Source organism: Bacillus sp. FSL L8-0152 (assembly GCF_038006365.1).
GTDB lineage: Bacteria > Bacillota > Bacilli > Bacillales > Bacillaceae_G > Bacillus_A > Bacillus_A cereus.
On sequence record NZ_JBBOVB010000001.1, the window covers coordinates 3,470,080 to 3,484,002 of the forward strand.

The window sequence follows — 13,923 nt, forward strand, 5'->3', positions numbered from 1 at the left end:
AACTAAAGGATTAGCTTAACATAATGTCTCACCATTAATGATGAATAGGAATCTCATTATAGAAGCAGTAGTTTTTATACTACAACTCTACATTCAACTAACTAAAATCAATGAAAAAAAGAGCAGATAGTCCGCTCTTTTATGATGCCTCCTTATGTTCCGTGGAATGTTTAACACTCCCCAGTCTCTTTAGTTTATTCCACCCTACCGCTACTCCTCGAAGCGATGAGAATATAGATTTAATGACAACATAAGTCATAAATTGACGATAAATAAAACGTTGTAAAATTAACCATACTAATGGTTTCGGATTTTCTTCCTCTAATTTAAATGCGAACAGAGAAGCGAGAAGATCCATTAAAAAGAATACAAAATAAAATCCTAAAACTTTTAGCGGATTACTACTAAATAGTCCTATAATCATTAATATATCTGCAAAAGGAGCAATGAATTGCAGAACATATTGGAATAACCACATGTTAGGCAGTGCAATAAACCCTAACGTTTTATGTTTTGAATTACACAACGCTTTTCGATGTTTCCAAAGACATTGAAGTGTACCATATGACCAACGATATCGCTGTTTAATGAGACTTTTCACATCCTCAGGTGATTCCGTAAAAGCATGCGCTTTTTCTTCATATACAATTCTATGCCCTTGACGTAAAAATGTAATAGTAAGATCGGTATCTTCTGCTAATGTATCTTCGCTTAAATATCCAGATTCAACTACATTCTTCTTGCGCCACGCCCCAATAGCTCCTGGAACTACTGTAATACAATTTAACTCATCAAAAGCTCTACGTTCTAAATTAAACCCTGTAATATACTCAACATGTTGCCAAGTAGTTAACAAATTCCGTCTATTCCCCACTTTGACATTACCTGAAACTGCAGCTACATTCTGATCTTCAAAGTGTCTAACCATTAAAGAAATAGCGTCTTGCGCAATAATAGTATCCGCATCTAAAGTGACAATGATTTCTCCTCGCGATTGTTGAAACCCTAGGTTCATTGCCGATGATTTCCCGCCGTTTTCTTTCTGAATGAAACGAACTTTAGGGTGTTTATAAAATGTTTCTTTCATTACTTTTGACGTACCATCTGTCGATCCGTCATCCACAACAATAACTTCAAATTCTCTATAATTACTATCCAAAATTGAGTGAATCGTCTTGGCTATCACCTTTTCTTCATTATATGCCGCTATGACAACACTAACAAAAGGTTGATAAGACGAATTAATATAGCGAGATAACGTCTGTCTTTTCTGCTTCCATGCAAAATAAATTAAGAATAAAAATCGAAAAATCCCTAATCCAATAGCAATATAAAAAATAGTTGTTAATATATGCTTAAAATATCCAGCTCCTGAAAAGACAGCTTTATTGTAAAGTAAATATTGCTTCCCCTCAGAAGAAACAGGAGGCATAATTTCATCTCGTTCTTTATTCATTAAATCTGAAATTGTTACAAAACTATATCCATGCTTTTTTAGGTCTTTAATAATGATTGGGAGCGCCTCTACTGTATGTGTACGATTCCCTCCCGCATCATGGAGAAGAATAATATTTCCCTCTCCCTTATAAATGGGATTAAGAGCACGCTTTACTAATTCATTTGTTGATGGTGTTGCCCAGTCTTCGGGATCAACTTTTTCCGCTACCATTGTATAGTTCATATTTTGTGCACGTAAAATAGGCAATATTTCATTTGATGAATCCGGGTTAGCATCCGCTTCATATGGCGGTCTAAATAAAACCGTAGAATGTCCAGTTACTTCCTGAATTAAACGTTGCGTCGTATTAAGTTCTACTTTCGTTCGTAGTAAAGACGTATCAGCTATGTTAGGATGCTTGAAAGTATGATTGCCAATTTCATGCCCTTCATCGTATATTCTTTTTACAATACTAGTATTTAGTTGTGCGTTTTCACCAAGTACAAAAAAAGCAGCTTTTATTTGATTCTCTTTTAATATATCTAAAATTTCTGGCGTATATTTCGGGTCTGGTCCATCATCAAATGTTAATACTACTTGTTTCCCATTTGGTTTTCCATATCGTTGCACTTCATATGCAGATGGTAAGGATTGATATACTTCATCTGTAAGGTAACCATCTTTGCCTACTTTAAAATCTCTCAATCCATTTTTTCTTTCATTCTCAATCTGTAAAATTTCACCTTGTCCAGAATAATTTACTTCATCTAAACTATTGATTTTATGTAATACATTAGGATTTTTTTGTGCCTCAATCGGATTTTTTAAAACTTTCCATATTGTAGGGTCTTCTGCTCCTAGTCTCCATAACGCAAATCCCTTTGCATTATTGTCCATTGCGATTTTCACTTGATTATAAAGAGTTACACCGTCTAAGAACCAAGCAGTATGTTCTTTCCCTTCTGTTTTATACCTAAAATAAGGGTTTCCACTCATTTTATCCCATTGAATTTTCATATTTGAATCATGAGCCATTGCCATAACTTCTGAGAAAGTTAAAGACTTCGCAGCTTCTTTACTATTTACTTGCCAATCATATCCATAGTTACCGAAAGCAACTATAAGCTTATTAGACGGAATATTCAGTTCTTTTAATGTATGTTGGAACCATTTATTTGAAGCAATTGGTCCTGGTTCCCCGGCTCCATAGTGCTCATCGTACATCATTACAATCATTCGATCTATTATTTTTGCTAACGCACTATAATCAAAAGCCTTATCATTAGCTGGAACATCTTGTGTAACGAGCAAATCATGTTGATGAAATTCCGTAGTAAGTTCTTTCATAAAATTTGTTAAGTTTTCTCTATCACTTTCAGGTACGGCCTCAAAGTCAATATTAATTCCTGAAAAATGATTCTTTTTAACTTGGCTTACTAAATCATTAATAAACTTTGTCTTTACATCATTTGAGGAATTCAGTAACTTATGAATTAGCCCACTATCAGGACCAGAAGCTTCCTCAGTATAGTTAGTAAGCAAAGGCATAATCTTCACTTGATTTTTTTCTGCCAACTTTACTATCTCAGCTTTGATCTCACTTCTAATCGTTAAATCTGCTTTTAAATGATACCACTCTGGTACTAACGTAGTTAAGGAATCGATATTTTCTTTTAAAGAAGCGGTACTATTTTCATCCCAGTTTACATAAAAACCATACACTTCTTTAGGTTGTTTACTATCCTTCGGCGAATTCACCAAATTTTTATTATCCTTCGTTTCGGTATTTGGGTTAAATTCTTCCTTCTTTAACTGCTGATCACTAAGTTTTTGATTAATTGGTACAAGTTTATTATCTTGTTGTACAGCGGTATTCATATTTGGAATTTCTGGTGTTGAAAAAATGCTTTGAAAGAAAAAATAAAATACAACACTTACACTAACTATTGAGATACATAGAAACGAAATAAAAGCTATGTTTCTCCTTCCTTTCGGATCATAAAAAACAGGTTTTTCTTTATCTTTCTCTTGTTGAATGTTTTTCTCCATTATATTTTTCACATACTCCTTCTTAATAGAACTATAAAATAATAAAGTGCAACTTTAATCAGTGAGGGCTTTGTTCCTCCCCCACGGATTATCAGCCCGACCCCCACCTAACTTCTTTGCTTCCGCTGAATTTTGAGATGGAGGTCTTACTGCCCGACAAATAGCGGGATACATCCTTTTAGCTTTGAAATGAATCTCTCACTTCCATATTCTATTGATTCTTCTTTTCATTCCCTTGCTGGTGGCCTCTATTTTCTTGTTGAGACCCCCTACCATTGTTCCCTTGCTCGTTTCCACCATTTTCTTTCTGGGATCCTCTTCCATTGTTCCCTTGCCCATTTCCATTATTCCCTTGTTGAGACCCTCTTCCGTTGTTTCCTTGCTCGTTCCCATTATTTCCTTGTTGTGATTCTCTTCCGTTGTTCCCTTGTCCATTTCCATTATTTCCTTGTTGTGATCCTCTTCCGTTGTTCCCTTGCCCATTTCCATTATTTCCTTGTTGTGATCCTCTTCCGTTGTTCCCTTGCCCATTTCCATTATTCCCTTGTTTTGATCCTCTTCCGTTGCTTCCTTGCCCATTTCCATTATTCCCTTGTTGTGATCCTCTTCCGTTGTTCCCTTGCTGATTCCCATTATTTCCTTGTTGAGCTTCTCTACTTTTATTCTCCTGTTGATTCCCTCTATTTTCTTGCTGAGATCCTCTTCCATTGTTTTCTTTTATTTGCTTCGATGACTGTTCCTCTGTTTTCTTTTGTTCTTTCTGCTCTTGCTTTTCATATTTTTTTTCGTCTACAGGAGATAAATCCATTGATGCATCAGGAGATGACTCCGGCTGTGATTGCACCTCTTCTTCATTTTCCACCTGATTAGGCGGCGTGGCAGGAGGCGTAAGCGATTTGTTTTTCTCATTCTCTTGCTTTATATAGACACCTGTGCCAATTCCAGCTTTTCTAGCATTCTCTCGTACTTGCATCGTGCTACTTTGATATTCAACTGTAATATGTTTTAACTCATATTCTTTCTTCAATTCTTTCATTGCCTTTTCTAACTGTGGTTCTAGCGCCTTGTCCTTTGCAACTGCTGTTAGCATAACTTGCTTATCATTCGTTAAATACTTATCCTCTTGGCTTTGCTGTATAATAGTACGTACTACTTCTTGCAATTGTTTATTTTCCCATTGCTTCAATTCTTTTAAAATACGCCTTCCATCATCATTACAAGCCTGTAAATCTATAACACGAAAATCCTTCGTTACGCTCACCTCTAAACTTGGATTTATATCAACTGAGACGTAAGCAAATACTTTTTCTTCTGGTTGGTTGTAGAAAAACAGCACTGCAAATAGAAAACAAGCAACAAGTATTGATGCAGGTTTTAAAAAGGAAGGGATCGAAAAATGCGATGCTTTTTGTTCTTGCTCATCAAATGAGATTTCCTCCCCAATCATGCAAGAATCCCCTTTTCTTTTACACGTAATAAACTCTCCATTTGGTGTTAAAACAACTACGCTATGCTTTTTTATATCCATCACAATTCCTTTATTCATCATGCTTTTCCCCTCTTATGTAATCCAGAATATATGTATAGTTGTTTGCAAAAATAATACACATTGCAATAATGTATTTTCTATGTCGTTCCAACGTTTTACGACTTACCCTAACACGCGGTTCAATATGTTTAAGCGGTAACTTTTTCTTTCGGAACAGCTCTTCCATCATTTCCTCTTCTTTTATAATAACTTTTACAATTTCTATTAAGTGCTCACGCGTATCACGATGCTTAGGAGATTCTTTAGCAAGCTCTGAGAATGTGATTTTAAACTCAGCTAGCACACTTTGAAAATGAAGAATTTCCTCCTTACGGTTACTATTTTCCATCTCTTTCATATACTCTGTAAGCGACACTTGCATTTCTAACATTTCCTCTTGCTCATCTTCTTTTAAAAAGACAAAGTTATGTTTAGACTCCTTACGTATATAGTCAATTACATCTCTTTTTATAAGAAGATCAGCAAACGCTAAAAAGGATTTTCCTTTTGTATATGAATACTGTTCAATTGCTTCGTTAAACGCAAACAATCCAATGCTATATTCATCATCCTGTTCTGTAATATACCGGCGGCAGACAGATGAGATTGATTTTCTAATAAAAGGTTGATACTGTACGATAAATGCTTCTTTATCTTCTTCGTTGTTTTGTATGTTACATACGATATCTTCTATTTTCGGTTTTCTTAAGATCTTCATTACTAAACTCAACACTTGTAATCTCCCAGCCTCCTTCAAATAGCAAAATGGCCACTACACAAGTGACCATTTAACCAGATTTTCTTGGTACTTTTCTTCGGTCTTGTTTTCTTGCTGTTAGTTATATTTTTAGAGTCTAACGTTTTCTTAATGATTTTTCCTTTTCTCTCGGCACTACAGTTAAGTTTGTATTTTTATCTACTTTCTTATTTTCTACCGTTCGTTTTGCTTATTCTCTTTCTATTTTATCTGCAATCCTTGAATAACTCTTCTTTATATAATTGGTAATTTCATCCTTCCATTTTGGATGCCCACTTAATCTAGTAATTTTATTAATGCTTCTATATTCTTTCATAGTCATTTTTCTTCTATTTATTTTCTTCACTATACATATTCGGAGGAATACATAGTTTTATGGGGGTCAAAAAATATTTTCATAAAAAAATACATATTTATTTCAAAAATAAAAACCATCAATTTGAAAAAAGATAATCAAATTGATGGTTTTCTTATAATATCTATTAAATTAAGTTGGATTCTCATTATATCTAAAAAAGTACTAGCTATCCTCTGCCGATTTTCTCTATTTTCATCTTTCTTGGTTATCATAATATGTCTTATCTGCGTATTTTCTATCATTTCCTTTTAGATAAGCTAAAATTACTTTTGGATTTTTAAGTAAAGTCCAGTCTCCATATGTATCAAATCTTCTGCATGAAGTTATCATTCCATTTTTAATAGTACCGAATTTCTTATTATTTTTCTTTCCCCACTCTTTTAAACGTTTAGCGAAATCTGCATCTTCTGCCATAAGCATGTTTTCATTAAATCCGTTGATTGCCATAAAGTCTTTTCTATAGCACCAAAAAATCCCTACAGATATAGCTCCGTACTTAAAAAGTAAGGGGATTATGATTAACATTGCGGAGAGAAATATTCCTAAAGATATTCTTTCAAACTTACCATTCACCCCACCACCAATGTATGTACCTGAAGCTAAATATTTATCTACATTAAACAACATAGACTCTGTCATTATGGTATCAGCGTCTATAGTAACGATTATTTCTCCACTAGCTATTTTAGCCCCTGCATTTCGAATTTTAGATAAGTTTTTATCGTTATTTTTCAATGTAACACAATTATAAGATTTTGCTATTTCCTCTGTTTTATCTGTACAACGATTTAAAACAACTATAACTTCCGTTTGCTCTTTATATGCCTCTGATGCCTTTGCAATTGAATCTAAACATTTTCTAATGTACTTTTCTTCATTATGCGCAGGAATTATAATAGAAAACTTCACATCTTTTTTCAAATTAACTCCTGAAGATTCGTTTGTCTCAGTCATAATATTCCCCCCTTATTTTATAAGGTAAATATCTACTATACATAAATTATATTAATATTTATTAGGTTATATTATAGAAACTGACGGTAAAGAGGCTCTTACTGTCGACGTTCAAAAGCAAGACGTACAGCAAGCCCCGTTAAAACACTTGCCATAAGCCAACGCTGTACTCGTAGCCACGTCGGGCGTGTGCCAAACCATTTTGCAATTTTACTTGCTGTACATACAATTACAAGGTTAACTATAAAGCTAACAGTGATTTGCGTAAGCCCCAAAACTGCACCTTGAAAAAGCAACGACCCCTTCTCTGGATCTTCAAATTGAGGTAGAAGTGATACATACAAAATAGCAATCTTTGGATTCAGAAGATTCGTCATGAGTCCCATCAGAAATAATTTCCTTGGTGGCTCATTAGAAATCATACGAGGTTCCATAATAGATCTAGCACCCGGTTTAATCGAATTCCAGGCGAGCCAGAGCAAGTAAGCAGCACCTGCCCACTTTACCGCTTCATATACAGCGGGAACAGCAACGAATAGAACTGTAAGTCCAAACATAGTTGCGATTATATAGATTACAAATCCGAGCATGATGCCCAATAAAGAAATAAATCCCGCCATACGTCCTTGCGTAATGGAACGGGAAATGAGGTAAATCATATTAGGCCCAGGTGAACAAACCATGCTAAGCGAAACAATTGCAAAAGCTACCAATGTACTCAAGCTGACCATAAACCTTCCCCCTTTATGTTACATAAAATTTCCTATTGTACATTTTATCATGATTGAGGAGAGAAAAGATTAATATAAACCGATGCAGCTAAGTAATATTATCGGATCGAATGTATTGTAATCACATACTTCTCATTCTCTTAAGTAAGGATCTAAGAGTACCCTATCCATAGAGCTACTAAAACCACTACAAATAAAGCTAAACAACATGTGATATTTCGAATCCACTTTTGTATATCACCAAAATACCTTTCTATATATAGCGTTGATAGTAAGCATAAGAAATAAAACAAAGAAAGGCAGCGAGGTATAGGTCCATTTTTATCTTCATGGCTGGAATTATACCCCTTACCAAACTTCTAAATAAAATGTATAGCTGAGTAGTTACCTTATTTCCCCAAAAAAATTCTGATTATTTCTTTTTCACTTCTTCTACAAATTCCCATGTCTCTCCGTTATCTTTTGATTGATAAAGTGCACTACTATCGCCATTGTAGTCTCCATCTGCCCCTTGTCCCACTAACATATTAAAAACCCCATCTTTCTCATATGGCATACTAGGTGAATCAAAAGGACTTATTGTGGACTGTGTATGATCTAATTTCACTTCATGCGGCGGATATTCTACCTTTTTGAAAGATACTCCCCCATCATCTGTGCGATATAACTCTCCTTCATTACCAGAAGGACTAATTGCTCCTAAAAACCCAAGTTTATCATTTATAAAAGTGATTCCTGATACACTACCAATCCCCCCATTAAATGGATCTGGATTGATAACCTCCCATGTTTTCCCTTCATCACTAGTCTTGCTTAATGAATAAAAGGCGCTCCCTAATGCTTTATCTGTCATATTTAGTTTATAACCAACTTCTTTCGATAGGAAAAACTGTTCTTTTTCATTCTTTAAATCTTGTTGTTTCTTCTCTTTAAGCATATCTTCTTTTGGAGGCGTCTTTGATTTACTCCAACTTGCGTCACTTATTAAATTATATCTAGCAGGGACTAGCTCTTGCTCTTTTCCAGGGACAAATATAGATACAGTATATCCAATGATATCAGAAGCTGCTTTTTTAAGACTCTGCCCCTTACCATCCTCAGTAATATTAATAATTCCCTCTGTATTGGATCCCCAATTTCTTTTTCCATAATAAATCAACCCATACTTACTTTCATTCCATTTTCTAACCGTTTGCTTAACTGGAATCGCCTTAACCGTTTCAATTAAAGGTTCTACTAATTTATCATCATTATAATCAGGCTTTGCGTATCCGTCTCGTATTATAGTAATATCTTCTGACTTCTTCTTATTATAAGAGATTAAATAAGTTTCTTCTTTCCCATCATCATTTTTCCCATAAACAAATGTATCAAACGCTGTGATTGTTCCATCTGAATGAAATGTAAGATCAAAATCAGTTGCCATATACAATTTCTTTGGCAAAGGATATTTTTTATTTATATCTTCAAAAATACCTTCTACTCCAGACTTATATATATTATTATGTTTAAGTTTAACTGACCTTTCATGTTTTAACTTTTCTATAAACCATGCCAATTTACCATTGTAATTTATTGCACTTTTATAAATCTGCATCCCATAAAATGATGTAATTGCAACAATAATGATAATAGAAATGGATCTCCATGCTATTGAATTTGTTAATTTTTTAGATTCATATTCTCTATTTTTTATCACCCGCATTGTAGTAAATGTAGTTATGGATATAAAAAGTACTATACATAATAACAAAATGTAAATATTATAATTCATTCTTCCGTACTTACAGTATAAGGCCAACTCATAACAAAAAATCCCGTATACAATTATTAGTATTGGATTTGTTACTAATGACAGAAGTATCCTTTTTGTATTTTCTCTAAATATAGAAACCACCCCTAATTACATGAATTACTGATATTAAGTATACTTTATTGTAAAGTAACAAAAAAGCTATTTAATCTTGCCGCAAAAAATACAATAGACATCTTTCTATTAAAGCCGTTTACAAATCTAGTTGTTTCATAGACAATGGATTTTTGAGTGAATACTAAAGTTGCTTCATTTATATGAATTACAAATTCAAGCATGATGCTCAATAAAAAAATAAATCCTGCCATACGCCCCTACGTAATGGAATGAGAAATAAGATAAATCAAAATAGGCTCAGGTGAACAAACCATACTAAGTGAAACAAGCGCAAAAGCTAGCAAAGTACTCAGGCTCACCATAAACCTTCCTTCTTTATGTTACATAAAATTTCCTATTGTACATTTTATCATGATTGAGGAGAGAAAAAATTAATATAAACCGATGCAGCTAAGTAATAGTATCGGATCGAATGTAGTGTAATCACATATTTCTCATTCTCTTAAGTAAGGACTAAAAATAACCTATCCATAGAGCTACTAAAACCACTACGAATAAAGCAAAGCAACATGTAATATTTCGAATCCACTTTTGTATATCATCAAAATACTTTTCTATAAATGCAGTGTAAATAGAAAGCATAAGAAGTAGCACAATGAAAGTAAAAGATCCCAATTTATCGTTAAATTTTTCATTAGTAAATGTACTTACATGAAGGAATAGAAAAACAAACGTTACTATGAATAGCTCAAATAATCTTTTTTTATTCAATCTGCCACCACCTTACAACAATTCCCTTTTATTCCATTTTATCAGAACATACTGTGTAGCAGTATATGAATATTATATTCATTTCAAAAAGGCCAACAATACAAGATCGTTAGCCTCTACTTTCCATATTCGCACCTTTTATCACTTTACTTCCTAACAACCGGAATCCACATTTCACCAAATACTAGGCCATTTCTCTGTCCCATCTCAACCGTTGTATTCGGTCCACCAACATAGGCAAAATCCTTTGCTTCTGGTAAAGCTTGACCGAAGGCGATGCCAGTAAGCTTATTACTTAGCTCTTTAGCCGTTTTGTCTTCCCCTTTCACTACTAAGTATTCTCCCCTCGGAAACTGAATCACTCTAGATTCTTCTTCTATTTGTGCTTCTGTCATGACACCCGCATAATACATCATTTTGTTATTCACCGCTTCGCTCACGGAAAAAATGTATTCATTTGTAGCTAAAGCTTTTAAAGTGTCCAGCCTTCCATCTTCTTTAACAGCCGACCAAAAGTCTTCCTTTTCTTTATTTATTCCAGCAAAGTTTGTGTATTCACTCTTAATTTCAGTTCCAATACCTAACACAATAAAGCTATCTTTTTCTTCTATAGTATAATTTTTCATATTCAAAACCTGCCTCTTTTTTTATTAATCAAACGATTTATCTTTTCATCTGATACGTTTATAATACCTTTAAACCATGTCAAAAAATGATACTGTTTAGGAGACCAAAATGAAAAAAGTTGAACGGATTAATACAATTATGCGGTATATCAACAACCGCTCTCACTTTACAATTTCTGAAATTATACAAGAATTTAACATATCACGGTCGACAGCTATCAGAGACATTAGAGAAATTGAAGCTATGGGAATGCCACTGGTCGCTGAAGTTGGGAGAACGGGTGGATATTTTGTTATGCATAATTCTATCCTGCCCGTTGTTCGCTTTACTGATAATGAAGTGAAAGCTCTTTTTATTGCCTTTATGGCTACGAGGAATCAACAACTTCCCTACCTAAAGAGTCGTCAATCTTTAGCCGAAAAACTACTAGGACTCATCTCAGAAACCCAGCAGGATGACCTTGTTCTTTTAAATCAACTCTTGCTGTTCCAAGGAACTAATCCTCATAATCCCGATCTACTTGAGCTTTCTGATCTCCCCCATCCTATGTTAGAAAAACTCATTCAAATCCTTCTTTTGGATAACCATTTATTGATTACCATTAAAAAAGATGAAGAAATTAAGTCTTATCCAATTTATCTATTACACCTTTATCAAGAAAAAAGCCATTGGATTATTGAAGGATTTGACTTAAAAGAAGAAAAGAAGTTAATGTTTCCTGTCGATGATCTCATCAATATCGAACCATACACGACGAATAAAAGGCTCAATAAGAAAAAGATTTTAGAAAAACTAAGTAAGAAGGCTGAAGCAATTAACCTTGTACTTGAACTTGGTTCAACAGCAATTGCCCAGTTCAAAAAATACCATCCTTTAAAAATTTCAATATCTTATACTAATCCTTACCAATCCACAGCCATTTTAAAAACTTTTATCAATGTTAACAATCCCGATGAAGTGACGGAAATAATAAATTGGCTGCTTTTTCTAGGGAAGGATATTAAAATCAAAGAAATACCCGATGAAGTATTAGCAGATTTACAAAAACGAGTGTGCTTATACATTCCATAAGCAGTGAGCCTCAAATATTAAGCTTTATCACTGGATAATTATCCTATTTTTAAATACCATTTCATTTACTACAATGAGAGCATGATAAATAATAAAAGCACGGAAAATCTCCCGTGCTTTTCTAAATATATATTATTCCTGAAGGTTTCGTTTATCACGTTTCTTACCCTAACTGACGTTTAAATGCTTTACTGGCGAAAAAGTAAGAGATGACCATTATACCTACGCACCAAGCGAGCGCAATCCAAATATCGTTTCCAACAGTTCCTTCATATAAAAGAGCACGAATCGCATTCACGATTGAAGTTACAGGCTGATTCTCTGCAAACACACGAACAATTTTTGGCATCGTTTCGGTAGGCACAAAGGCCGAACTAATAAATGGAAGAAAAACTAGCGGGTACGAGTAAGCAGTCGCCCCTTCCATAGACCTCGCTTTCAATCCTGGAATGATAGCTAGCCATGTTAGCGCCAGCGTAAACATCCCAAGTATTCCAGCTACCGCGAGCCAATCTAGAATATTAGCACTGGAACGGAAACCCATTAAGAGTGCAACAAGAATAACCACCACGATAGTAAGTACATTAGCAACCAGAGAGGTTAGAACGTGAGCCCACAATATCGATGAGCGCTTAATAGGCATCGTAATGAAACGTGCCATCAGCCCACTCTTTACATCCGTAAAGAGTCGCACGGAAGTGTAAGCTACACCGGATGCGATAGCCATTAGCAAAATTCCCGGCAATAAATAATTAACGTAGTTTTCCGTTCCAGTTTTTATTGCGCCGCCAAACACGTAGACAAATAATAGCATCATCATAATCGGTGTAATCGCTACTGTAATAATTGTATCCGGACTGCGCATAATGTTACGCATTAAACGACCTAGTAATACACCTGTTTTACTTTTCATTTACATCTCCTCCTTTTTGCCAATGATCGCAAGGAATATTTCTTCCAATGTCGGTTGCTTCTCGATATACTCCACTTTTGCTGGCGGGAACATCTCTTTTAGTTCAGCAAGAGTACCTGTCGTAATAATTTTTCCGCCATGCAAAATAGCGATACGGTCTGCCAGTTGTTCTGCTTCCTCCAAGTACTGAGTCGTAAGCAAAATAGTTGTACCGCTACCAGCAAGTTCCTTGACTGTATCCCACACTTCGATTCGCGCTTCAGGATCAAGTCCAGTGGTTGGTTCGTCAAGAAAAATAACTGCTGGCGCCCCAATCAAACTCATCGCGATATCAAGCCGGCGCTTCATCCCGCCTGAATACTGATCTGCCCTTTGGTTTGCCGCATCAGTCAGGCTAAATCTTGCAAGTAGATTGTCAGCAACTTGAGCGGGATTGGAAACACCACGTAATTTGGCGATCATTATCAAGTTTTCCCTCCCTGTCAGCATACCGTCTAAAGCTGCGAACTGCCCTGTCAAACTGATACTTTGACGAACATGGTCTGGTTGACGCTGTACATCAAATCCGCAAATACTTACTTCACCGCTATCTTGCTTCATTAGCGTCGAAAGGATGTTAACCGTTGTCGTCTTTCCAGCTCCATTTGAGCCTAGCAGCGCGAAAATTTCTCCACGCTGCACCTCAAAATCTACCCCTTTTAAAACTTCCTTGTCTTTAAAGAATTTTTTCAAGCCTTTTACAGAAATCGCTGCATGACTCATACTTTTTTCCTCCCTATAAAAATGTTTTGCGAAGACTATTTATTTACCTCTATCTATTTAGTATCACTGATATTCTGTATTACTTAGTACCAAG

General features: G+C 35.0%; 12 protein-coding genes and 2 pseudogenes. 1 reads left to right on the plus strand and 13 read right to left on the minus strand.

Translation table 11 applies throughout. The features are described from left to right. Positions 1-139 precede the first annotated feature (139 nt). From MHH27_RS17400 to MHH27_RS17450, 11 genes and pseudogenes are all read right to left on the minus strand, one after another. Positions 140-3,487 (minus strand): glycosyltransferase, encoded by a 3,348-nt coding sequence (locus MHH27_RS17400; RefSeq protein WP_075719119.1) that lies wholly within the window; start codon positions 3,485-3,487, stop codon positions 140-142. A 211-nt stretch (positions 3,488-3,698) separates the two neighbouring features. Then, a complete protein-coding gene (locus MHH27_RS17405; protein WP_340943509.1) occupies positions 3,699-5,036 on the minus strand; it encodes an anti-sigma factor domain-containing protein in 1,338 nt (445 codons plus the stop codon). Next, positions 5,026-5,748 (minus strand): RNA polymerase sigma factor SigI, encoded by a 723-nt coding sequence (sigI, locus tag MHH27_RS17410; RefSeq protein ID WP_002094101.1) that lies wholly within the window; start codon positions 5,746-5,748, stop codon positions 5,026-5,028. The genes MHH27_RS17405 and sigI overlap by 11 nt, the downstream gene beginning before the upstream one ends. Positions 5,749-5,962: 214 nt before the next feature. Further along, positions 5,963-6,088 (minus strand): hypothetical protein, encoded by a 126-nt coding sequence (locus MHH27_RS17415; protein ID WP_255295022.1) that lies wholly within the window; start codon positions 6,086-6,088, stop codon positions 5,963-5,965. Between the two features lie 234 nt (positions 6,089-6,322). Then, positions 6,323-7,084: a glycosyltransferase gene (locus tag MHH27_RS17420; RefSeq protein WP_000141007.1), complete on the minus strand. Its 762-nt coding sequence runs from the start codon at positions 7,082-7,084 to the stop codon at positions 6,323-6,325. Between the two features lie 98 nt (positions 7,085-7,182). Continuing rightward, positions 7,183-7,815 (minus strand): LysE family translocator, encoded by a 633-nt coding sequence (locus MHH27_RS17425; protein WP_141549195.1) that lies wholly within the window; start codon positions 7,813-7,815, stop codon positions 7,183-7,185. Between the two features lie 152 nt (positions 7,816-7,967). Then, positions 7,968-8,121, minus strand: a pseudogene (locus tag MHH27_RS17430) (DUF3963 domain-containing protein); the annotation flags it as partial. A 106-nt stretch (positions 8,122-8,227) separates the two neighbouring features. Beyond that, positions 8,228-9,712, minus strand: a complete 1,485-nt coding sequence (locus tag MHH27_RS17435; RefSeq protein ID WP_340943515.1) for a WD40/YVTN/BNR-like repeat-containing protein — start codon at positions 9,710-9,712, stop codon at positions 8,228-8,230. 169 nt (positions 9,713-9,881) lie between these two features. Then, positions 9,882-10,047: pseudogene (locus MHH27_RS17440) on the minus strand (LysE family translocator); the annotation flags it as partial. Between the two features lie 151 nt (positions 10,048-10,198). Continuing rightward, entirely contained in the window at positions 10,199-10,456 is a 258-nt protein-coding gene (locus tag MHH27_RS17445) for a DUF3963 domain-containing protein (RefSeq protein WP_001036208.1), read from the minus strand. Positions 10,457-10,602: 146 nt separating this feature from the next. After that, on the minus strand, positions 10,603-11,082 hold the full coding sequence (locus tag MHH27_RS17450) for a GyrI-like domain-containing protein (RefSeq protein WP_000801052.1): 480 nt from the start codon (positions 11,080-11,082) through the stop codon (positions 10,603-10,605). Positions 11,083-11,191: 109 nt separating this feature from the next. Here MHH27_RS17450 and MHH27_RS17455 point away from each other — a divergent pair, with 109 nt between their 5' ends. Continuing rightward, a complete protein-coding gene (locus tag MHH27_RS17455; RefSeq protein ID WP_340943518.1) occupies positions 11,192-12,154 on the plus strand; it encodes a helix-turn-helix transcriptional regulator in 963 nt (320 codons plus the stop codon). Positions 12,155-12,317: 163 nt separating this feature from the next. Here MHH27_RS17455 and MHH27_RS17460 read toward each other — a convergent pair whose 3' ends face one another. Next, positions 12,318-13,067, minus strand: a complete 750-nt coding sequence (locus MHH27_RS17460) for an ABC transporter permease (protein ID WP_000837818.1) — start codon at positions 13,065-13,067, stop codon at positions 12,318-12,320. Beyond that, complete coding sequence (locus MHH27_RS17465) at positions 13,068-13,829, minus strand: ABC transporter ATP-binding protein (RefSeq protein ID WP_097924165.1); 762 nt, start codon at positions 13,827-13,829, stop codon at positions 13,068-13,070. Positions 13,830-13,923 lie beyond the last annotated feature (94 nt).

What these genes read in the sequence shown, in the direction of transcription:
- MHH27_RS17400 (WP_075719119.1), bottom strand. Translation starts at nt 3,487, where the DNA reads ATGGAGAAAAACATTCAACAAGAGAAAGATAAAGAAAAACCTGTTTTT.
- MHH27_RS17405 (WP_340943509.1), bottom strand. Translation starts at nt 5,036, where the DNA reads ATGATGAATAAAGGAATTGTGATGGATATAAAAAAGCATAGCGTAGTT.
- MHH27_RS17415 (WP_255295022.1), bottom strand. Translation starts at nt 6,088, where the DNA reads ATGAAAGAATATAGAAGCATTAATAAAATTACTAGATTAAGTGGGCAT.
- MHH27_RS17420 (WP_000141007.1), bottom strand. Translation starts at nt 7,084, where the DNA reads ATGACTGAGACAAACGAATCTTCAGGAGTTAATTTGAAAAAAGATGTG.
- MHH27_RS17425 (WP_141549195.1), bottom strand. Translation starts at nt 7,815, where the DNA reads ATGGTCAGCTTGAGTACATTGGTAGCTTTTGCAATTGTTTCGCTTAGC.
- MHH27_RS17450 (WP_000801052.1), bottom strand. Translation starts at nt 11,082, where the DNA reads ATGAAAAATTATACTATAGAAGAAAAAGATAGCTTTATTGTGTTAGGT.
- MHH27_RS17455 (WP_340943518.1), top strand. Translation starts at nt 11,192, where the DNA reads ATGAAAAAAGTTGAACGGATTAATACAATTATGCGGTATATCAACAAC.
- MHH27_RS17460 (WP_000837818.1), bottom strand. Translation starts at nt 13,067, where the DNA reads ATGAAAAGTAAAACAGGTGTATTACTAGGTCGTTTAATGCGTAACATT.
- MHH27_RS17465 (WP_097924165.1), bottom strand. Translation starts at nt 13,829, where the DNA reads ATGAGTCATGCAGCGATTTCTGTAAAAGGCTTGAAAAAATTCTTTAAA.